This is a genomic window from Acinetobacter sp. CAU_H_56 (genome assembly GCF_058599425.1).
Genome location: NZ_CM178654.1, coordinates 1,044,983 through 1,066,509, shown reverse-complemented (window position 1 = coordinate 1,066,509; position 21,527 = coordinate 1,044,983). Strand labels below are relative to the sequence as shown.

Annotated in this window: 18 protein-coding genes; 9 read left to right on the top strand and 9 right to left on the bottom strand. The window is 41.2% G+C overall.

The annotated features are described in order from the left end of the window. Window position 1: 1 nt before the first annotated feature. Window positions 2-940 (bottom strand): NAD(+) kinase, encoded by a 939-nt coding sequence (locus AC4MCC_RS05240; RefSeq protein WP_125279078.1) that lies wholly within the window; start codon window positions 938-940, stop codon window positions 2-4. Between the two features lie 191 nt (window positions 941-1,131). On the opposite strand from AC4MCC_RS05240, the gene mrcB reads away from it, so the two are divergent. After that, complete coding sequence (gene mrcB, locus AC4MCC_RS05235; protein WP_491885760.1) at window positions 1,132-3,522, top strand: penicillin-binding protein 1B; 2,391 nt, start codon at window positions 1,132-1,134, stop codon at window positions 3,520-3,522. A 14-nt stretch (window positions 3,523-3,536) separates the two neighbouring features. Continuing rightward, complete coding sequence (locus tag AC4MCC_RS05230; protein ID WP_419374656.1) at window positions 3,537-4,085, top strand: tetratricopeptide repeat protein; 549 nt, start codon at window positions 3,537-3,539, stop codon at window positions 4,083-4,085. 41 nt (window positions 4,086-4,126) lie between these two features. Here the strand turns inward: AC4MCC_RS05230 and AC4MCC_RS05225 are convergent, their stop codons facing one another. After that, on the bottom strand, window positions 4,127-5,026 hold the full coding sequence (locus AC4MCC_RS05225) for an NUDIX domain-containing protein (protein WP_491885759.1): 900 nt from the start codon (window positions 5,024-5,026) through the stop codon (window positions 4,127-4,129). Window positions 5,027-5,164: 138 nt separating this feature from the next. On the opposite strand from AC4MCC_RS05225, the gene hemP reads away from it, so the two are divergent. Then, entirely contained in the window at window positions 5,165-5,335 is a 171-nt protein-coding gene (gene hemP, locus AC4MCC_RS05220) for a hemin uptake protein HemP (RefSeq protein ID WP_004784247.1), read from the top strand. Between the two features lie 76 nt (window positions 5,336-5,411). Here hemP and AC4MCC_RS05215 read toward each other — a convergent pair whose 3' ends face one another. The 4 genes from AC4MCC_RS05215 to tfpB all read right to left on the bottom strand — a co-directional run bounded on the left by AC4MCC_RS05215 (window position 5,412) and on the right by tfpB (window position 9,769). Next, a complete protein-coding gene (locus AC4MCC_RS05215; protein ID WP_491885758.1) occupies window positions 5,412-6,746 on the bottom strand; it encodes a sensor histidine kinase in 1,335 nt (444 codons plus the stop codon). Next, window positions 6,743-7,414, bottom strand: coding sequence for a response regulator transcription factor (locus AC4MCC_RS05210; protein ID WP_491885757.1), 672 nt, complete (start codon window positions 7,412-7,414; stop codon window positions 6,743-6,745). The genes AC4MCC_RS05215 and AC4MCC_RS05210 overlap by 4 nt, the downstream gene beginning before the upstream one ends. Window positions 7,415-7,550: 136 nt before the next feature. Then, complete coding sequence (locus AC4MCC_RS05205) at window positions 7,551-7,916, bottom strand: NirD/YgiW/YdeI family stress tolerance protein (RefSeq protein ID WP_419374660.1); 366 nt, start codon at window positions 7,914-7,916, stop codon at window positions 7,551-7,553. A 95-nt stretch (window positions 7,917-8,011) separates the two neighbouring features. Then, window positions 8,012-9,769, bottom strand: a complete 1,758-nt coding sequence (gene tfpB, locus AC4MCC_RS05200; protein WP_180025489.1) for a type IV pilus assembly ATPase TfpB — start codon at window positions 9,767-9,769, stop codon at window positions 8,012-8,014. A 212-nt stretch (window positions 9,770-9,981) separates the two neighbouring features. Here tfpB and AC4MCC_RS05195 point away from each other — a divergent pair, with 212 nt between their 5' ends. Both AC4MCC_RS05195 and AC4MCC_RS05190 read left to right on the top strand, forming a co-directional pair. Next, the gene (locus AC4MCC_RS05195) at window positions 9,982-11,247 is read left to right on the top strand and encodes an MgtC/SapB family protein (protein ID WP_491885756.1); all 1,266 of its coding nucleotides are present in this window, start codon (window positions 9,982-9,984) and stop codon (window positions 11,245-11,247) included. Between the two features lie 129 nt (window positions 11,248-11,376). Beyond that, window positions 11,377-12,387, top strand: coding sequence for a hypothetical protein (locus AC4MCC_RS05190; RefSeq protein WP_491885755.1), 1,011 nt, complete (start codon window positions 11,377-11,379; stop codon window positions 12,385-12,387). Window positions 12,388-12,489: 102 nt separating this feature from the next. On the opposite strand, the gene tsaA is transcribed toward AC4MCC_RS05190, so the two are convergent. Continuing rightward, window positions 12,490-13,200 carry a tRNA (N6-threonylcarbamoyladenosine(37)-N6)-methyltransferase TrmO gene (gene tsaA / locus AC4MCC_RS05185; protein ID WP_491885754.1) on the bottom strand — a complete coding sequence of 237 codons (711 nt, stop codon included), beginning with the start codon at window positions 13,198-13,200 and terminating at the stop codon, window positions 12,490-12,492. A gap of 105 nt (window positions 13,201-13,305) precedes the next feature. On the opposite strand from tsaA, the gene AC4MCC_RS05180 reads away from it, so the two are divergent. After that, a complete protein-coding gene (locus tag AC4MCC_RS05180; protein ID WP_005236496.1) occupies window positions 13,306-14,085 on the top strand; it encodes a ferredoxin--NADP reductase in 780 nt (259 codons plus the stop codon). Window positions 14,086-14,457: 372 nt separating this feature from the next. Then, entirely contained in the window at window positions 14,458-16,872 is a 2,415-nt protein-coding gene (locus AC4MCC_RS05175; RefSeq protein WP_180105118.1) for a membrane-bound PQQ-dependent dehydrogenase, glucose/quinate/shikimate family, read from the top strand. A gap of 45 nt (window positions 16,873-16,917) precedes the next feature. Here AC4MCC_RS05175 and AC4MCC_RS05170 read toward each other — a convergent pair whose 3' ends face one another. Beyond that, window positions 16,918-18,153 (bottom strand): reverse transcriptase domain-containing protein, encoded by a 1,236-nt coding sequence (locus AC4MCC_RS05170; protein WP_127799999.1) that lies wholly within the window; start codon window positions 18,151-18,153, stop codon window positions 16,918-16,920. Window positions 18,154-18,862: 709 nt separating this feature from the next. Further along, window positions 18,863-19,486: a cation efflux transmembrane domain-containing protein gene (locus tag AC4MCC_RS05165; RefSeq protein WP_491885753.1), complete on the bottom strand. Its 624-nt coding sequence runs from the start codon at window positions 19,484-19,486 to the stop codon at window positions 18,863-18,865. 85 nt (window positions 19,487-19,571) lie between these two features. On the opposite strand from AC4MCC_RS05165, the gene AC4MCC_RS05160 reads away from it, so the two are divergent. After that, the gene (locus tag AC4MCC_RS05160) at window positions 19,572-19,982 is read left to right on the top strand and encodes a Cd(II)/Pb(II)-responsive transcriptional regulator (protein WP_312332070.1); all 411 of its coding nucleotides are present in this window, start codon (window positions 19,572-19,574) and stop codon (window positions 19,980-19,982) included. A 133-nt stretch (window positions 19,983-20,115) separates the two neighbouring features. Next, window positions 20,116-21,525, top strand: coding sequence for a prephenate-dependent tRNA uridine(34) hydroxylase TrhP (gene trhP / locus AC4MCC_RS05155; protein ID WP_491876681.1), 1,410 nt, complete (start codon window positions 20,116-20,118; stop codon window positions 21,523-21,525). Window positions 21,526-21,527 lie beyond the last annotated feature (2 nt).

Genomic DNA, 21,527 nt, shown 5'->3' with positions numbered 1-21,527 from the left:
TTTAATCCTGCTTAAGATAGTCGAAGTCCTGATTCCAGCCCAGTTTGGTTCGACATGCATTATAGAAGTCATAACCTGGCGGATGCAGAAGATTCAGTTTAAAGGGATGCTTACGAATATGGACGCTATCGCCAACATTCAAAGACACACTGTGTTGTCCATCCGCACTCACCATCGGCAGTACGCGATTTTCACGAATCATCAGTTTAATTTCACTATGCCCTCCGACCACAATCGGACGTGAAGACAAGGTATGCGGATGCATCGGCACCAGCACAATTGCATCCATACTTGGATGCACAATCGGTCCACCACCGGACAGTGCATAGGCCGTTGATCCGGTCGGTGTAGACACAATCAAACCATCACTATGCTGGCGATAGACATATTGTCCATCAATATTCAGCTCGAAATCAATCATGTGTACCGATTTGCCCGAGTGCAAGACCACATCATTCAGGGCAATCGCATCATAGATGATTTCACCTTTGGAGCGAACTTCCATTTCCAGCAGGAAACGGCGTTCTGCCTGAAAATCACCTTTTAATACCTGATCCAGTTTAAAGATGACTTCAGTTGGCTTGATATCGGTCAGGAAGCCCAAACGACCACGGTTCACCCCGATCACTGGCGTATTGTATTTTACCAATGCCCGCGCTGCATGTAACAGTGAACCATCCCCACCTACCACAATCACCAGATCAACCACTTCGCCCAACAAGGCACGGCTAACTGTTTGGGTATTCTGATAAGGAACCAGTTCAGCTGTATCTGCATCAAAAACAGGATGTAGACCTAAATTGAGCAGATGATCGTGGATCAGGCATAAGGTTTCAACCACTGAAGATTTATCCGGGCGTCCAATCAACCCGATATTTCGAAATGTCTTGTGGGAAATTTGCACCAGTGTCGTCGCTCCGCTTCGAATCCTGCTTATCATAACATTAAGCTGGAATAGGATGACAATTTATAACATGACAAAGCTGTGCAGGATTGAATTGAAATAGATTGAAATTAAGGAGAAAATGTGAAGTTTGATTTTAATTTTAATCTCAATAATTGATTAAATATTGCAAAATAATGAAAAGCTTCGCATGATTAGCACAATTTCACAGGGTCTTATCGTCATTTATGAAATCTGAACGAGGTATGGGGTTCATTGCCTTAATCTTCTCCATTCTAGTCATTTCTGCATTTGTAGCATTTAGTATTTATTTGATTAAATTAGATAATATTGTGCGTGAAAAATTTGAAGGTCAACGCTGGGATATTCCGGCCAAGGTTTTCGCACGCCCGATGGAAGTGTATGTAAATGCCCCTGTCAGCCAGCAGGATTTCCAACAAGAATTAAAATTACTGGGTTATAAAGGTTCAGACAGCTATACCAAATCGGGCAGCTTTGTCAGCACTGGCAATACCATGTATGTGCATACCCGTGGCTTTGATTTTGGCGATCGCGTTGAACCTGAACAGGTATTGAAAGTTAGCTTTGATGGCGATCAGATTGCTGAAGTAAGTGCGACTAAACCCTCTTCTAGCGGGATTGCCCGTCTGGAACCTTTATTGATTGGCGGTATTTACCCGCAACATAATGAAGACCGTGTGCTGATTAAGCTCAATAAAGTGCCTAAACCGTTAATTGACGCGTTAATTGCTACCGAAGACCGCAATTTCTACAATCACCATGGCGTATCTCCACGCGGGATCGCACGTGCGGTAGTGAGCAATATTACTGGTGGTAAGCGTCAAGGTGGTTCAACCCTCACCCAGCAGTTGGTCAAGAATTTTTATTTAACACCAGAACGCACCTTAAAACGTAAGGTGAATGAAGCCTTTATGGCGATGCTGATTGAATTACATTATGGCAAAGATGAGATTCTGGAAGCTTATTTAAATGAAGTGAATCTGGGCCAAAATGGCAACTATTCTGTAAATGGTTATGGTCTTGCTTCACAATTTTATTTTGGCTTGCCACTACGTGAACTGAATATTTCCCAACAGGCCTTTTTAGTCGGTCTGGTCCAAGGTCCAAGCCTGTATAACCCATGGCGCAATCCTGAACTTGCGAAAAAACGTCGTGATGTGGTTCTGAATAATATGCTGGTAATGGGTAATCTGACTCAAGATCAGTATGAAACAGAAACTGCCCGTCCGCTGAACGTGATTTCCAAGCCAACTTTAGGCCCTGCCCGCTTCCCGGATTTTCTGGACATCGTTCGCCGTCAGTTGCGTACCGAATATCAGGAAACTGATTTAACCAATCAGGGTCTGCGTATTTTCACCACCTTAGATCCATTGGCACAAACCCGAATTCAGGACAGCTTTAAGGAAAGCGTAGCCCGTTTAAGTAAAGGCAATCCAGGTCGTCTAAAAGATTTGCAAGGTGCTGTTCTGGTCGCACACCCTGAAAATGGCGAACTGGTTGCAGCGGTAGGTTCTACTCAGGACTTTACCGGTTTTAACCGGGCTTTAGATGCCAAGCGTCAGGTGGGTTCATTACTCAAACCGGTGATTTATCTGACAGCGCTAGAATCGAATCGTTACCACTGGGCCAGTCCAATTGAAGACAGCCAGATCACCATTCAAAGTGATGGCAAACCATGGACACCGAAAAATTATAGTGGTAGCGCACATGGTGTAGTACCGATGTCTCTTGCCCTGTCACAATCCTATAACCTGTCTGCGGTGCGTTTGGCACAGGAATTTGGCCTGTCGACCTTTATCAACCATCTGCAAAAATTTGGTGTGACTTCTGACATTCCATCTTATCCATCTATTTATTTAGGTGCAGTAGATATGTCACCGATGGAAGTGATGAATATTTACGGTAACTTCGCAACAGGTGGCTTTAAATATCCGGTGAAATCGATTCGTTCTGTAGTTGATGCGAATGGCCGCTCGCTTGAACGTTACAGCTTAAGTGTTCAGCCGACGATTGATCCAGCATCAGCCTATGCTCTGAATTATGGTTTACAACAGGTCATGTCGAGTGGTACTGGTCGTTCTGCTTATAACAGTTTGCCACGCAACCTGAATCTGGCGGGTAAATCGGGTACGACAAACGATACCCGTGATTCATGGTTTGCAGGTTATTCTGGCAACTATATGACAGTGGTCTGGTTAGGTCTGGATGACAACAAAGTCACTGGATTAACCGGTTCTTCAGGTGCACTTCCAGTTTGGACCAATGTCATGAAACAGCTCCGTCAGAAGCCGGTGAATCTGGCTCAGCCTAATGAAATCGAATGGCACTGGCTGGACCGTTCTACAGGTAAACTGACTGCCCAAGGCTGTGATGGTGCCATGTATATTCCGATTTCACGTCATGCCCTGCCAAATCAGGCGACTGCTTGTGGCATCTCACATTACGTCACTGAGCCTTATACGATTGATTCAGAACCTTCACCAGAAGATGAGGAAGAAGATGATCTCAGTCGTTATATACAAGAAAGTGAAACAGAAATAGAACGCGAAGTTGCTAAACAAACCCGTATTATCGCGAGTGGAAGTTATAGCCAATAATTGAGTCTATGTTTATGTTAAGAAAATTGATTCCTGGTCTGCTCATCCTCGGTCTGGTGGGCTGCCAAAGCATATCGGAGCCAGAACAACCTGCGGCTCCGTCCAAACCTCCGGTTCAACAAAAACCGAAATCCTCTACACCTGATGGTGTAGTGATTACGCCCTATGATCGACCGGAGATTAAACGTCAGAAGATTGTGATCCCTGAGCAAAAGCCCCAGGCACAAAAATTTGATGATGGACGTAACTTGCCTGCATTTAAAAAATTGATGCAGCAAACTCAGCAAGCCTATAGCAAGCAGCAATATAATCAAGCTGAAACTTCTGCCGTACAGGCTCAGCGTTTGGCGCCTCAAGCTTCAGAAACTTATCTGTATCTTGGCTTGATCGCAAACCGTAAAAACCAGCCGGCCCGTGCTGATGCATTTGCCCTACGTGGTTTGAGCTATGCACAGACCAATGCAATGAAAAAGCAGCTCTGGCAGGTGCGCCTGAAAGCAGCTCAACTGCAAAAAAACACCAAAGCCATTCAGCAAGCTCAGCAGGCCTTAAAGAAATTTTAAGGCCCTGGCGTGAGCCCTGTTATTTATAATAAGTTTCTAACTTAAACATAACGGATCCCTGCAATCCCATAAGCATACTGGTTTTGAGCATGGTCTAGATCTTCAGCTTTCAAACCGCCTAAAGCAAATACAGGAATCTGTACCTGTTCAGCCATCTGTTTAAATTTTTCCCAGCCCAAAGCTGCAGTATCAGGATGTGTCTCTGTTGCCAGTACCGGGCTGAGTAAAGCTGCTTCACAGCCTATGTTTTCTGCATGTTTTAATGCTTCCAGATCATGACAGGCTGCAAGATAACGATAGCCACCAGTCAGCTCCCCTTTTTGCAGTTGCATCAATTGAGACTGTTTCAGGTGAATCGTGCGAATGGTTTGCTGCTGCAATTCATTCAGTTGTGACCAAAGTTCCTGATTGATGATCAATCTGGATAACTGATCGACTGGAATCTGCTGTAACTGGCTGATGTGTTCAGGGCTGGCCATTACTCGCCAATACAGCATCTGGTCTGTTTCCAGATTATTCAGGTGACTTAAGTCGTCAGAAATTTTGATCTTGCGCGGCCATTGCAGCTTTTGAATCATGGCCTGATTGGCTTTAGGAAAATTTAGTTCACTGAGTTCATCCCGGCTATACCAGCGCCATTGCTGCTTGATTCCAGCTAATTGTTCTGGCTGAACCGAAGCATGGAAAATATGTAGATTGACGATGACATCTTCATATTCATGCGAAATAAAATCAAAAGCCTGCCATTGCTCAATATCAATTCCGACTTCTTCAATCACTTCACGTCGACATGCCTCTATAGGCAATTCGCCCTGTTCTACTTTTCCGCCTGGAAACTCATATTTATTGCCCTGATGCTGTTTGGCTTCACGCCAGCCGACCAGCACCTGATTTTGATGAAATAAAATAGCGATTGCGACATGAATCGTGGCTTTGGACATAATGTTCTGAACCATTGAAGTTTTACAGATTGTAAGCAAATTAGAGTTTTTTATAAATGAAGCAATTATTCGTTGACAGATCTATTCGATAATGATTATCATTTAAATCAATCCAAAACACACCACGGAGTCGACGGAATGAACGCACCATTTAGCCTATTTACCCGTAATAATGATACTCAGCATGCGCTACCGATGTTGCATTCGAATAATTTATTTGCGCTTGGACGAGAAATCCGGATTATGCATGCGGGTGAAGAATACCGTCTACGTTTGACTCGTAATAACCGGCTCATTCTGACCAAGTAATTTAAATACTCCAAAAATAATAAACGTGGGAACAGGCAGTATGAATCAGCGCATACTGCTTTTTTAATTGCTATACCTAATGTCTTTGTTGTTCAGATTGAAAAATTAATGAAACTTTAAGTCCACCCAAACCTGACGGCGCATAATCAATCTTGGCCGTATGTAACTGCATAATCTTTTGACAAATCGACAATCCCAAACCTGAACCTTGTGTGCGCGTGCCCAAGGCCCGGTAAAAACGTTCACCTAAACGTTGAACAACTTCTTCCTGAATTCCCTCCCCCGAATTTTCAATCACGACTTGTAGATTCTGGCTTTCAACTATCGTCCTGATTTCGACCTGTCCCTGTATAGGCGTATAACGAATGGCATTATCAACCAGATTGCGGATACAGCTAAAAATCAGCTCTGCATTTGCTTCAATCACTGCATCTTCAAGCTTTAGGTTCCAATAAATCTGTTTTTCCTGAGCAAAAGGTTGTAAAGCTTGTAAAACATCCTGAATCAGAAATTTAAGATTAACCTGTTGTTTGGGCAGCTGCTCTGCATGTTCTGGATCGAGCCGAGCCAATAGCAGTAAGTTTTCCAGAATCTGCGTACCGCGGTTGACGTCATTTTGAATTAACTGCAATGCTTGCCTAAGTTGGGCATCTTCCTGATATTTACGTTTCAGCACCTGTAAACGCATTTGAATGGCAGACAATGGGGAACGCAACTCATGTGAAGCATCGGCAGTAAAACGTTGCTCGGCAGCCAATGATTTTTCTAAACGGCTCAACATAGCATTCAGCTGACGGACAATCGGTTGCAGTTCGGTAATCTCAGGATCAGAACTTTGGACCGGACTAAGGTCCAGTGCAGATTTAGAACCAATTTCTCGGGAAATTTTATTTAAAGGTCTTAATTGCCGCTTAATGGCAAAACGTAAAATTAACCACTGTAATATCCATAGGATAAATAAAATCCCACCGAAACCTAAAGTTGTTTGCCAAAGCTCATCAAAGCGTACCGAAAGCGGTTGTACCACTTTCACTTTCAAGTCTTGATCTTCAGCAATCAGGATGCGAATAAAATGGCCATTTTCATAATCAAAGTGAAACCCATTTTTCTGTGCAACTGGTATCTCATTAATCAGTTCATCATCAATTGAAGTGGTCAGTACCTGCTGATTCAGTAACAAGGCATATTGAATATCAAACTGCTCACTGATTTCATCGACCTGCGTATTTTTGGCTTGGTTCACATCTCCCAGAAGTAACTCTGAAATTTCCTCCATTAGGTCATCATGCAGATCAATCGCCTGATAGCTGGAAATTCCCAATAACAGTAGCCACGCCAGAAATCCTGCCAGTATGGAACTGAACATGGCATGTTGAATCAGCCGACTTTGCAGGGAAATGGGTGCCTTCATATGGAGGCCTCGGGTTTATGCATCCGGTAGCCCAAGCCACGAATAGTTTTGATCATCTGACTGCCAATTTTTTTACGTAGCTGATAAATAAAGACTTCAATCGCATTGCTTTCGATTTCGTCTCCCCAGGCATAGAGGGATTCCTCCAGCTGCTCCCGGGTAATGATATGTTCTGGTTTTTGCATCAGCTTATATAAAATCTGGAATTCTTTTGCAGTCAGATTAATACTCTGCCCCGCCTTCATTACTGTCTTGGCCTGGGTGTCCAGACTAAGATCCTGCCACTGCAGGACATGATTTGGCATTTGCTGTTTTTGTCTGAGCTGGGCACGCACGCGAGCGGAAAGTTCTTCCAGACTAAAGGGTTTTACCAGATAATCATTGGCTCCCAGATCGAGTCCTGCGACCCGATCATGAATACTGTCCTTGGCGGTGATAAAGATAACAGGGGTATCTTTCTGTTTATTGCGCAAGCTTTTAAGAATATCATCTCCGGTTGCATTCGGCAGGCCACGATCCAGCAAAATACAGTCATATTGATGCTGTTCAATCGCCAAAATGGCATGATCTCCACGATCGACCCGATCAACCACATAACCGTCCATTTCCAGCCAGGTTTGAATACTTTCCGCCTGAGATTCATCATCCTCTGCCAAAAGAATACGCATGTTATGCTCCGCTTGTTTTATCTTTCTATCTTGCCTTGAAAAAGTTCCAGACTCAAAAAAACCACATGCTTTTTGGTAACTTGCATGTGGTTTTTTGTTGCTGTATTCAGATTCAGTTCAGGAAATCATGCTGAAATTAGAAATGAACTTGGTCGACATCAATTTCAACACGTTTCGCAGGTTTATAGTCAATGTCTACTTCACCAATGATTACCACAGGTGTTTTAGCTGATACAGGTTTACCCTGCCAAAGTTCATCATCAATTTCGACAGTAATGGTGCCGGTATTATCGCGGAACTGGTATTTTTCATCACCGACAGCTTTTACCACATAACCTTTCAGCTGAACCTTGCTGTCATCTTTCATGGTCAACGCTTGCTTAACTGTAGTAGTTTTAGCAAATGCAGCCTGATTCACCGCAGTTTCACTACTCGCAACTGCGACAGTCCCAATTGAACCCATTAATGCAGCTGCTAAAACAGTATTCATCATCATTTTCATTGCAGTTACCTCTTTTTAAAGTCTTGCCCTGTTTCGATGATGCTATTAAAACAGCCGAAGATGAATTGAATCTTAAGATTGCTTCATCTTCAGAATTAATTTAATGGCACAACTCTCAAGACTTCTTCAAGCGTGGTGACCCCTTCCAGAATCTTGCGAGCACCGGCAATCCGTAAAGGTTCTACCCCTTCTTTTTTTGCCTGCTGACGTAACTGATTCAGGTTAGCATCCGCTCCGATTAATTGCTTGGTGGTCAGGCTAAGCGGCATAAACTCATAAATCCCGATTCGGCCTTTATAACCGGTATGACGACATTCTTCACAGCCAACTGCTTTAAAGACAAATTCCGGACGTGGTAAAGGATAGTCCACTGCCAGATGCTGCCATTCCTGCTCATCCAAGAAACTCTCTTGCTTGCAATGCGGACATAGCTTACGCACCAGACGCTGAGCCAAAACCCCCAAGATGGTGGCTGCTGTTAAAAATGGTTGTACGCCCAGATCATGCAAGCGGGTCAGACTCGACGGCGCATCATTAGTATGCAGGGTAGAAAGTACCAAGTGACCGGTTAATGCTGCCTGAATCGCCATATTGGCCGTATCTTGGTCACGAATCTCGCCGACCATAATAATGTCCGGATCCTGACGCATCAGTGCACGCACACCATCTGCAAAGCCCAGCTCAATTCCGTTATTGACCTGCATCTGGTTGAAGCTCGGTTCCAGCATCTCGATCGGATCTTCAATCGTACAGACGTTCACCTGCTCAGTCGCAAGCTGCTTTAAAGTGGAATACAGTGTGGTGGTTTTACCAGAACCGGTCGGTCCGGTGACCAGAATAATACCGTGACTATGGCTAGTCAGATTATTCCAGTCATTGAGTAAATGTCCTTCAAAACCGAGCTGCTGAAAACTTCTGACTAGAACTTCTGGGTCAAAGATACGCATTACCAGCTTTTCACCAAATGCGGTAGGTAAGGTCGATAAACGCAGTTCAGTTTCCTGCCCTTTCGGAGTCCGGGTTTTTAAACGGCCATCCTGTGGTTTACGTTTTTCTGCCACATTCATCCGGCCTAGGATTTTGATTCGGGAAATGACCGCAGTCAGGGTATTGGCTGGCATGTTATAGATGGTGTGCAATACCCCATCAATCCGGAAACGGATTTTGCCGGTGTCTTTGCGCGGTTCCATATGGATATCACTGGCGCCCTGTTCAAAGGCAAATTGCAGCACCCAGTCCACCAGTTTCACGATATGCTGGTCATTGGCATCCGGATTCTGGGAATCACCCAGTTGCAGCAAGGCTTCTACACCTTTATTTTCCCGGTCATAAGCAGATGATTTTTGCGAGCCACTGACTGCACGACTGACCTGATAATACTCAACAATATAACGCTGGAGCTGTTCCGGATTGAGCAATACCCGTTCAATTTTTTTCGGTGCAATATTCTGTTCGAGGTTTGAGACCCATTCAGTTTTATAAGGCTGATCTGTGGCGATCAGAACTTTATCTGGTTGAATTTCTACTGCCAGAATACGGTTACGCAGTGCATATTCCTGTGACATCACATTGGTCAAGGCCTGCACATCAGCTTTGAGCGGATCGATGATATAGAACATTAAACCAGTTTTTTCTGCCAGCCACTGACATAAACGGTTGAGTGTCAAAGTACTTTGAGGATGGGACTGATCAACCAGATTAAAGTGCGCGATCCATTGTAAAGGATGCCATTTTATTTGTTCACGCTGACGATGTGTGGTCTGAACTCGCATCCGGTCACGTTCAGTTATTTTTCCGTCTTTTAAAAGCTGATCCAAACACCAGCCTGTATCAATTTCAAAATCAAATTTCATGATTGATGGTCCCCAAAACTGCCTCCACTATAACAAGTTTTTCCTATTTTTCGCATTCCATCGCGACTTCAAAACTAGAAAGCGGGTTTATCTTTCATGAATATTAAGCACATCATATGGTTTTGAGTTCATAACCTTTTTCTGCTTGTCGATGTGTCAATTTTTCGCCTATATTTCAATCAGGATATCTTATTCAATCGCTGAGGTCAGATATGGATTTAAGCGTGGTTCCCTTAAGTGAAAGTAGTTCCTTTCATGAATTGCTTACCCTCCTGACTGCTGCCTTAGGATGTGGTTTACTAATCGGGCTGGAACGTGAACGGCACAAACAGCGTGAAGAACAGACCAGTTTTGCCGGATTACGCTCTTTTGCGATCTGTGCTTTATTAGGCGCATTGTGCTTTTTATTCGGAATGGCAATGGGTCTGGCCGGTGCACTCATTATTGGCGGCATCGTCATTTTTTCTATCCGAAACCAGATAGAAGATCCGGGAATTACCACTGAATTGGCCTTTATCATGACCTATTTCATAGGGGCGATTTGTTTATGGAATATTCCTCTGGCTGCAGGGCTAGCAGTCTTGATCACAATTATTTTAATGGCCAAACACTCTATGCATAATATTGCCGGACAGTGGATTACTGAGGCTGAATTTAGGGATGGATTACTATTATTAGCCTTGATTCTGATTGGTTTACCGCTAACCCCTGACCAGCCTTTATGGGGTGAAGTGCTGAACCCTTATCTGATTTTAAAATTAGTAACTCTAATACTGGTAGTTCAAGCTTTGGCACATATCGCTAAACGTTTCTTTTCAACTAAAAATGCTTTGATGCTGTCTTCAATTGCTTCAGGTTTTGTTTCCAGTACCGCAACTATTGCTCAACTGGGGATACAGGTGCGCAAAGGTGAAATGGATGCAAAATCCAATGCTGGCGCTGCCCTGATGTCATGCATTTCGACATTAGTTCTATTGTTTATTGTAGTAGGAGGCGTTTCCTGGGACTGGCTAAAAATTCTTCTTCTACCGTCGTTGGTCGCTATGGTTATTCTGGCTGCATGTGCATTTATATTATTACATAAAGCCGAACCAGCCAAAAATCAGGAGTCTCCGGAATCTTCTGACAGTAAAATGTTTAGTCTCAAGGAAGCTGTGATTATCGCTGCCGCATTAACCCTGATTCAGGCTGGCGTTTATGGATTGGAAATATTACTGGGCAATGCTGGTCTTCTGGCGGGTACTTTATTTGCGTCCTTATTTGAAATTCATGCCGCAATGGCCAGTGTGGTCATTCAAGGAGATCCATCCAATACCCGGCTGATCTATGCCCTGCTTTTAGGGCTGGGCGCACATGCTGTAGCCAAGTCAGTCAATGCTGCTGTAACAGGTGGTTTCAAATTTTCCCTGTACTTTGCGCCAGTACAGATTTTGCATATGGCGGTGTTGATTGGTATTTTGTGGTGGATGGTATTTTGATTGTTAAGTATATTTAAATATTTAATTTTTATATATTTTGTAAATTTAATTTTGATATTTATTCGCTATAATTAGTCTGCTTTATTTTAAAAAACAATTTTATTACTACGATTTTTTATAGGGATTTTTATGAAATTTAAGAATTTATCACTCGCAATTTTTAGTGCATTCATGCTAAGTGCTTGTGGTGGGGGATCCTCTTCTTCTGATTCAAACCCTGGAACTGGAACTGGAACTGGAACTGGAACTGGAAATACTACCCTTACAAAACCTGCCTTCCAACAATGGTCATCATTCTATATTGATGAATATTCCGATTCAGACCTAAATTATGAAATTGAACAGCTAACCTTTGATCAAGGAAATGTCTATATTAAAGTTGATGAGACAACAGGCTGGGATGAAAGTGAAACTTTCTATCTAACTGAAAATGGATTATATGATCACGGTTCTACACATGCGACCTATGGCAAATTGCAAGGGACTATTACGGCTAATGCAACCACTTGGAAGCAAGTTCCATATTCTCCAATTAATTCCACAGGATTAAGCAGTACACTTACATTCAAGGTCTTTGATATTAGTGGTAAAAATATTGCTCAAGTCCTCAGTCCAGACCATTATGTCAATTTAAAATATAATTTACTCGATACCTACCCTATGGGAGAAAAAGGGGAAGATTTTTATCGAGTACTTTCTAATTCAACCTTCCCTACCGGATCTACTTGTATTCAACTCCAAACTATTAATAACTCACAAAAATATATTGAGTTATATAAATATTCACTTGAAGATTATGTACAAGATTATTTAAAACTTGAATGGGCTGATATTTCAAAAGATAGTAAATATGCCAAACAAACTTTTAAGGATGCTATAGCATATCTAGATCTTAGAGAAGATCAGCAATGGGGACTAGCTGAATATAAGAGCAAATATTATGAAGTTGATTATCATCCAGCTGGAGAAGAATACAATATCAAAAATATTTTAGCCGCATCTAAAGCACTGGTTAATTCAGCATCTGCTCAGGACAAACCAGCTCTACAGGAGTATGCAACTTTACAAGAAAATGCATGCACTTTATTTAATAATACTGCATCTGAAGAATTAAGAAAGCAAATTAAAAAATACTCGTAACAACTTGATATAAAGTACTTCGAGTGCTGTATATTAATATTAAATAGGAACTCCAATTTAGTTGAGGTTCCTATTTTTAAATCAGTATTTCATTTTAAAAATTCAAAAAATTAACTGATCGACTACAATATCAGCTAAAGTAACTTTAAATTTCACATCCAAGTCCGCAAACTTCATTCCATAAACCCGGTTCTCATCATCCTGATATGCCGGTCTAGGATCGAGAGATAAAACGGCTTCAAGTTCTTCTAGCAATTGAGCAGATATTGTTCCTTTTTCTAATAATAATTTTTTTTGCTGTTCAGCGTCCTTACTCCACATCACGGACTTACGTGATGGTTCATCTTGCGCGTAGCCACTTTGCGCTTCAGGTACTGCATCCGAATATTGAATATAGGGTTTAATGTCTATAATCGGCGTTCCATCTAACAGGTCACTTCCTGTGACATAAACCCGGACATTTTTACCGACTTTTTCGACACGATTTAATTTCACGACTGATAAACCAATGGGTGCAGGACGGTACATACTACGTGTAGCAAATACACCTATTTTCTTGTTACCACCTAAACGGGGTGGACGAACCTGCGGACGAAATTGCTGGCTCTGCTGATTTTTATTATCATGAAACTGCCAGACTAACCAGAGATGACTAAACTCTTCGATGCCTTCAAATGCGAGTAAATCATTATATGGACCGGTCATTTCAATATAGCTTTCAACCTGTACCAAATTAGGCTGACGCGGGATGCCAAACTTTTCTTTATAGGGAGAATGCATATAGCCAATAATCGGCAGAGTGAGTTCGGTCATAATCACTTTTTTTGATAAGCTCAATTAAATATATTCAGTTTATAGAGAATGAATTTAGATTAGAATAGCAACCTGTTCTAATTTGATAACTTATTGAGACCTTTAATGGCTGCTTTTAACGTCGAAAAGATTACTCACGTCCACCATTGGAATGACACTTTATTCTCTTTTAAAACGACTCGTGACACTGCATTACGTTTTAAAAACGGTCAGTTTGTGATGATCGGCCTTGAGGTCAATGGCAAGCCTTTAATGCGTGCGTATTCAATCGCAAGTGCAAACTATGAAGAAGAGCTAGAGTTTTTCTCTATTAAAGTGCCAGATGGTCCTCTTACTTCTATTCTACAAAAAGTTAAAGTTGGCGACGAAATCCTGGTTTCTAAAAAACCTACAGGTACGCTGGTTCTTGATGATTTAAACCCAGGTAAAAACCTGTACCTGCTTTCTTCGGGTACTGGCCTTGCACCATTCCTTTCTGTGATTCGTGATCCAGAAACTTATGAACGTTTCGAAAAAATCATCGTCGTTCACGGTACACGTTTCATTTCAGAACTGGCTTATCAAGATTTGATTTTGAACGAAATTCCAAACCATGAATTCTTCGGTGAATTGGGCGCTAAAGAAAAATTAGTGTATTACCCAACTGTTACTCGTGAAGAGTTCCATACTCAAGGTCGTGTAACCACTGCGATTGAATCTGGTCAATTATTCGAGAAAATCGGTCTGCCACGTTTCAACCCTGAAACTGACCGTGCAATGCTTTGTGGTTCTCCTGCATTCCTGGACGACGTTGCTGCGCTTCTGGATCAACATGGTCTGAAAGAATCTCCACGTATGGGCGTTCTGGGCGATTACGTGATTGAACGTGCATTCGTTGAAAAATAATCTGCAAAAATTCTTTTGCAATCCTAAAACGCATGCTTTAAGCATGCGTTTTTTATATTCCATAAGTCTTAATTTAAAAGAATTAACCCAAGCTATTCTTGACTTAAAATTTCTTATAATTAGGACACTTAGAAAAACACAATTGTTTAAAACAATAAAATAAATGATAAATATCAATACTCACATTATATTTTTTAGTCAAAAATTCCTTCTTAAATGTTAGAATATGTAACTGTAATTGATTTCTCCTGAGGATTTATCCTCGCTAAAGACTTAGTTACATAAACTCTGTAAACTTTAAATTCGATCTGTTTTGATCCCATTCTCCTGTTTCACCGTTTATGCAACCAAGCCGTTTTTTATAGGCAAGGTATGAGCACTGAACAACCCTCCTCTATCGAGCGTACAGGGTCTAAAGTCTATCGATATTTTGTAGTCGTACTGACTTTACTTGTTGCGCTGTACTTGATCATTCAAGGCGCTAAATTACTCAGCCTCGGTGGTACAAGTTATTATCTCATTGCAGGGATTGCCTATGTTGCAATCGCCATTTTCTATGCGATGAAAAAAGCCCTTGGTTTCTGGCTTTCTATTATTACTTTTATTGCAACCATCCTTTGGGCAATTGCTGAAGTTCAAGGTTTGAGCTTCTGGCAATATATTCCACGTCTGGTGGTTCCAACTATTCTGTTTGTCCTCAGCATGTGGGCAAGCAAAAGCCTGCCAGCACTCAATGCTGCAAAAATCAAAGCTGCCAATCTTGTTGGCTTTGCCGGTTTCTTTGCCTGTGTCGCAGCCCTGATTGCTGCTTTCTTCCCGCACGGCAAAATCCTCAATCCTGTTGATATCGTACAAGACCCTGCTCTGGCTAAACCGAATGCAGAAAACCCGGACAACTGGGAATATTTCGGTCGTAATGGTAACGGTACCCGCTTTGCGCCGTACACTGACATTACCCCTGAAAATGTCAAAGATCTGAAAGTGGCTTGGACTTATCACACTGGTCGTGATACTTCTGCCGGTGTCGATGAAAATACACCAATTCAAATTGGTAGTACTTTATATTCATGTACACCGACTAACATCATTTCAGCAATTGATGGTGACAGTGGTAAAGCACTTTGGAAATATGATCCACATGCAAAAACTGCAGAGCATATCACTTGCCGTGGTGTTGGTTACTATGATGCAACTAAAGACAAATCTTTAACTGCAGCAGACTTACAAGCACCGGGTATTAAAGCTTGTCCACAACGTATCCTGACTTCTACTGTTGATGGCCGTTTAATTGCTTTGAACGCCAAAACAGGTGCTTTATGTCCTGAGTTTGGTGTGAATGGTCAAGTCGATGTCTTGCATGACATGGGCCCAACTGAACAAAGTAAACGTTATCACCCAACCTCGACCCCACTGATTGCGGGTCATGTCGCTGTATTAGGCGGTTGGGTACGTGATATTGTGCATGGTGAACCTTCTGGTGTTGTCCGTGCTTATGACGTTCGTACTGGTCAATTGGCTTGGGCTTGGGATGTCGGTAATCCTGAACTGGTTGGTGAACCTAAAGATGGCAAAGGCTTTACTTTAGAAACACCAAACATGTGGACCATCCCGACTTATGACAAAGACCTGAATCTGGTTTACTTGCCTACAGGTAATGGTCCTCCTGACTACTGGGGCGGCGACCGTAACGGAGCCAAAGAAAAATTTGGCTCTGCCATTGTTGCGGTAAATGCTTTGACTGGTAAAACTGTTTGGTCTTATCAAACTGTTCACCATGATGTCTGGGATTATGACTTGCCGTCACAACCTGTGCTTTACGACATGACTGATGATCATGGCAAAAAAGTGCCTGCGTTGATTCAAACTACCAAAATGGGTCAAATCTTCGTTCTTGACCGCCGTACTGGTAAACCAGTCACTAAAGTTGAAGAACGTCCAGTCGACACCAATGGTGCTGAAGGTGAAAAACTTTCTCCTACCCAACCATTCTCTGTTGGCATGCCACAAATTGGTAATGCGACATTGACTGAACAGGATATGTGGGGCATCTCAACCTTTGACCAACTGGCTTGTCGTATAGACTTTAAAGACTCTGTCTACAACGGTTTATATACTGCACCTGGTGAAAAACCATATATCGAATGGCCTAGCCTGCTCGGTGGCTTCAACTGGGGCGGTATCTCCATTGATGAATCGACTGGTATGATGTATGTCAACGATATGCGTATGCCACTTCGTATGTCATTGGTTCGTAAAGAAGATATGGGTAAATACCATATCTCAACTGACGAAGTACCAGGATTCATGGGTACAGTACGTCCACAATTGGCTGGTCCTTATGCGGGTGTGAAAATTGACATCATGCAGTCTAAACTGGGTGTGCCTTGTAACAAACCTCCATTTGGTACCATGACTGCCATCGACTTGAAATCTAAAAAAGTCGTTTGGGAAGTACCAATGGGTACGGCCAAAGAATTGGGGCCATTAGGTGTTAAAACCCATATGCCAATTCCTTTAGGTATGCCAACACTCGGTGGTCCTACTTCAACTGCTTCTGGTCTGGTGTTCTTCGCAGGTACTCAGGATTATTACCTACGTGCGTTGGATTCAAAAACTGGTAAAGAAGTGTGGAAAGCAGAGCTTCCTGTTGCTGCTGTTGCTGCACCGCTGATTTATAAATCTCCAAAAACTGGCAAACAGTATGTTGTCATCTCTGCAGGTGGTGCAAGCCACTCTAAAGATGTTGGTGACTATATCATTGCCTTTGCTTTACCCGACCAAAAATAATTTTTTAATGGATAAAGAAAAAACCGAAGCTTAGGCTTCGGTTTTTTATTCATTAAAAAAATATTTTTTCTTTTCAGAGGAAAGTTTAGTGTAATCAATTCCTAAAGGAGCAAGTAATCTCTTATAAACAAATGTTTTTCTTTCTTCTACAAATTTTTTAAAGTCATCTAAATTAGCAGTAAACTCATAACAAACTAGATAACCATTACAAATCTGATCCATTTTTTGGCAGGTCTTATAAAAGTTTAAATTAGCTTTTATATTCTTTTTATAACCTTGTAGTTCTATAACTTTTTTATTTAACTCAGTAAATGCTTTATGAGGAATAAATAATCTATATTCATTATTAATTTTCTTAAGCTCAAGTCCTAAGAATATCAAAGTTTGAGATTGAGTATAAATTTCTGATTTACCTACTCCAATATCAGGTATATGTAATTGTATTTTTAATAATTCGGCCCTTATAAGATCAAAGTATTTTTTAATTTCCTCTCTTTTATTAGCAAATACCACAAGATCATCTGCATATCGAATATAATTTATATTTTCTTTTGCTAATATTGCTTCAAAATCTTGTAAATAAAATGAAGCCAGCAAAGAAGCTATTGGCATGCCCTGTCTAATTCCTTTACCTTTTTTAACTTTTAAAATTTCAGAAAATTTTTTGAATTGATCTTCTGATGTTGCTTGAAGAAATTTATAATTTGGATCAGCATTGATCATCTCTTTGAAAAAATTATCGAGATTTGGAATTGCTATTTTTGTTTTAAATAAATGTAAAATAGTTTGCCTATTTAACTCATCAAAGAATGAGGAAATATCTGTTTTTAATGCGTATTTATATTTCTTTCTTAAATTTATTAATTTGTCATGTGCAGCCTTTACACCACCATTACCTTTTAAAGAAAAATCATTGGTAGCAAATCTCTTATATTGATTTGAATGAACCTCTTTTAAATAAGACATAAATAAATTCTGAATCAATCTATCCTTTACTGAAGGCACACATACCATACGGTAACTGTCTTTATCTTTTGGAAGAAAAATTGGAGTGAGAGGATCAAATTTAAATTTGTTTAATTGAATAGAATTTATTATTTCTACTTTATATTTTTCTCTATCTTCAAAAAATTCATCTACTGTTATATATTTTGAATGATATTTTAAAGCTGATTTTTTCTTACCTAATTTTGTTTTGAATTTACTTAGCTCAGCATCAAACTCTTGCTGACAATATTGATAAAATTCCATTCCCGTTTCACTATGCTCTTGCAAGGTCATGGTCACATAGTTTCAGAGTTGCAGCATATCGCTTCCTATTCGTCTTACTCAACGATTGTACCTTGTCGGTCGCCATTGCCAAGTACTCGGAACACAATGATGCGTCCTGTGACTCTAGGTGCGATTGGGTGCTCGAAATATCATTCTGATTTATATTTTCAAATTTCAAAATCGAGCCCATTTTTAGACACATTCCCCATATTATTATATCAGAAAATAACTGTCCCTTGTGTTGTGTTATTGTGTATAAGCACGTGGAAATTAACAATATTTGTATTAAAATATTTCCAACATCCCAACCAATGAACACGGTCAACCCCAAATAAACTGACAAACAGATATCAGCCAAATAGATTGTGACTTTATCGATCATATTTACGCTCCAAATTTTCAAACAGCCTACATGCTTCCAAGTTTTCGCCATGACAGAAGCAGCATATCGCTTCCTATTCGTCTTACTCAACGATGAAACCTTGTCGGTCGCCATTGCCAAGTACTCGGAACACAATGATGCGTCCTGTGACTCTAGGTGCGATTGGGTGCTCGAAAGAGCATAAAAATATCTAGATTATATTTAGGGGTTATATTCTTAAATTTCAAGTATATTTTGAAAAAATAATTTTGCCTTATGCAACTTTTTATCCTAATAATTTCTCCCCCAGTTATAAAGCCGCCTTTCGGCAGCTTTGCTTTATAGCGAATACGAGAATTAAGTAGTCTCATGCCCTAATGCTCGTTCTGTCAAAGCTTGCTTCACTATCTGATAACCTGCAGTTAATCCAAGACCTGCCATAATCACCGCCACAATCATATCTGGCCATAGACTGCCAGTGCCAAACACTCCCACTGCTGCCAGAATGACAGCCACATTGCCAATGGCATCATTACGGCTACATAACCAGACCGATTTCATATTGGAATCCCCATCCCGGAAAGTATATAAGATTATGGCTGTGACAACGTTTGCGATTAAGGCCAATATCCCGATGATCCCCATCGTAATGGCTTCAGGTGGAATACCTTGCATAAAGGCATAAATCACTTTACCAATGACGACCAGACCAAATACTGCCATGGTCAATCCTTTAATCAGAGCAACTGTTGCACGCCAATACAGACTTGCACCAATCACCGCCAGAGAAATACCATAATTCACAGCATCTCCAAAGAAATCTAGCGCATCTGCCCATAAGGCCGATGAATGTGCATAGGCACCGCCGATCAGCTCTACACCAAATAAGGTCAGGTTAATCAACAATGCAATCCATAAAGCTGTTCTAAATTTGCTATTAGGTTTGGGCGGCGCGGGTTCATGACTACAACTACAGGCCATATTATTCTCCGATGATTTTTTATCCTGAATGCGATACAGTCATTAGAAACTATGGAGTCACTCCAAGGTCAAGCCTGAGGTATTTATGTCACATTATTTGATTTCTGATATAGCCAAGAAAACTGATTTAAGTACTGATACCATTCGATTTTATGAGAAAAGAGGTTTGATTCAGCCGAATTTTCGAGCAAGTAACCAGTATCGTTATTATGGCGAAGATGCCTTAAAACGCTTGATTTTTATCAAACGCTGCCGTGCTTTAGGCATGTCTTTAAAAGAAATTGAATACCTGATTCAGCTGGAGCAGAATCCAGAACAGGATTGCTGTGAAGTTAACCAGATGATTGATCAGCACCTTATAGATATTTCAAATAAAATTAAAGAATTACAGTTATTTAAACAGCAGTTAATGGCGCTTCGCGAAAGCTGTAATACCCCAACCACGATTGATCATTGCCAGATTTTGAAAACACTGGAATCTATTGAAAATAGCTGAAATATTTATGGATATTTTAAATCGCTTACTGTTTATCTTTTAACTTGAAATTGAGTTGAATTATGCCAATTCCGAGTTATTTACTAGGTTGAATCCTGATTTTAGATGACTAGAATAAAGACGTACTTTTTATATGTCTTTCGATTTTATCATGAGCATTTCTCACGTTACCGAACTTCTCTCACCTGCTGGCTCCCTAAAAAACATGCGTTATGCCTTTGCTTATGGTGCAGATGCAGTCTATGCCGGCCAGCCGCGTTATAGCTTGCGTGTTCGTAATAATGAATTTGACCATGACAATCTGGCGATTGGTATCAAGGAAGCTCATGCGCTTGGAAAAAAATTCTATGTGGTTGTGAATATTCAGCCGCATAACTCCAAACTGAAACATTTTATTCGCGATCTTGAACCAGTTGTGGCGATGCAGCCAGATGCACTGATTATGTCTGATCCTGGCTTGATCATGATGGTGCGTGAGCACTTCCCGGATATGGATATTCATCTTTCAGTTCAAGCCAACGCAGTGAACTGGGCAACGGTGAAATTCTGGAAAAACATGGGCCTCACTCGCGTAATCCTGTCACGTGAGTTATCCATCGAAGAAATTGAAGAAATCAAACAGCAAGTCCCAGATATGGAGATTGAAGTCTTCGTTCATGGCGCACTGTGCATGGCCTATTCTGGCCGTTGCATGCTGTCTGGTTATATGAACAAGCGAGATGCCAATCAGGGTGCCTGCACTAATGCCTGCCGCTGGGAATACAAAGTACTGGATGCCAAGGAAGATGTGACTGGTGATGTGATCCCGGTTAAAAATATTAATTCTGGCTGTTGTTCAAAAGATGCTGATGAGTCACGTATGCAAGTACAACATCAGTTTGATGAACCCGTGTTATTGCAACGTAATGACGAGAATATGTTCGCTGCTGAAGAAGACGAGCACGGCACCTATTTTATGAATTCCAAAGACCTGCGTGCAGTGCAGCATGTAGAACGTCTGACTAAAATTGGCGTACATTCACTAAAAATTGAAGGTCGAACCAAATCTTATTTCTACTGTGCGCGTACTGCGCAGATTTACCGTAAAGCCATTGATGATGCGCTTGCTGGTAAACCATTCGACCCTTCATTGATGACTCAACTGGAAGGCTTGGCAAACCGTGGCTATACCGAAGGGTTCCTACGCCGTCATGTACATAGTGAATATCAAAACTATGAAAATGGTTCATCGAGTTTCGATCATCAGCAGTTCTGCGGGGAAGTGTTAGAGCGTAATGGCGACTATATCAAGATTGATGTGAAAAACCGTTTTGTCGTCGGTGATTCACTAGAGTTGATGACCACTAAAGGCAACATCACTTTTACCTTAACTGAGATCAAAGACCGTAAAGGCAATCTGATTGAAGATGCCAAAGGTTCAGGTCATGTCGTTGAAATTCCAGTGCCTGCAGATGTCGATATGCAGTATGCCCTGCTGATCCGTAATCTGCCATCATCGACTGTAGACATTTCAGCCTCTTCATTGGCTTATCAGGCGAGTTAAAA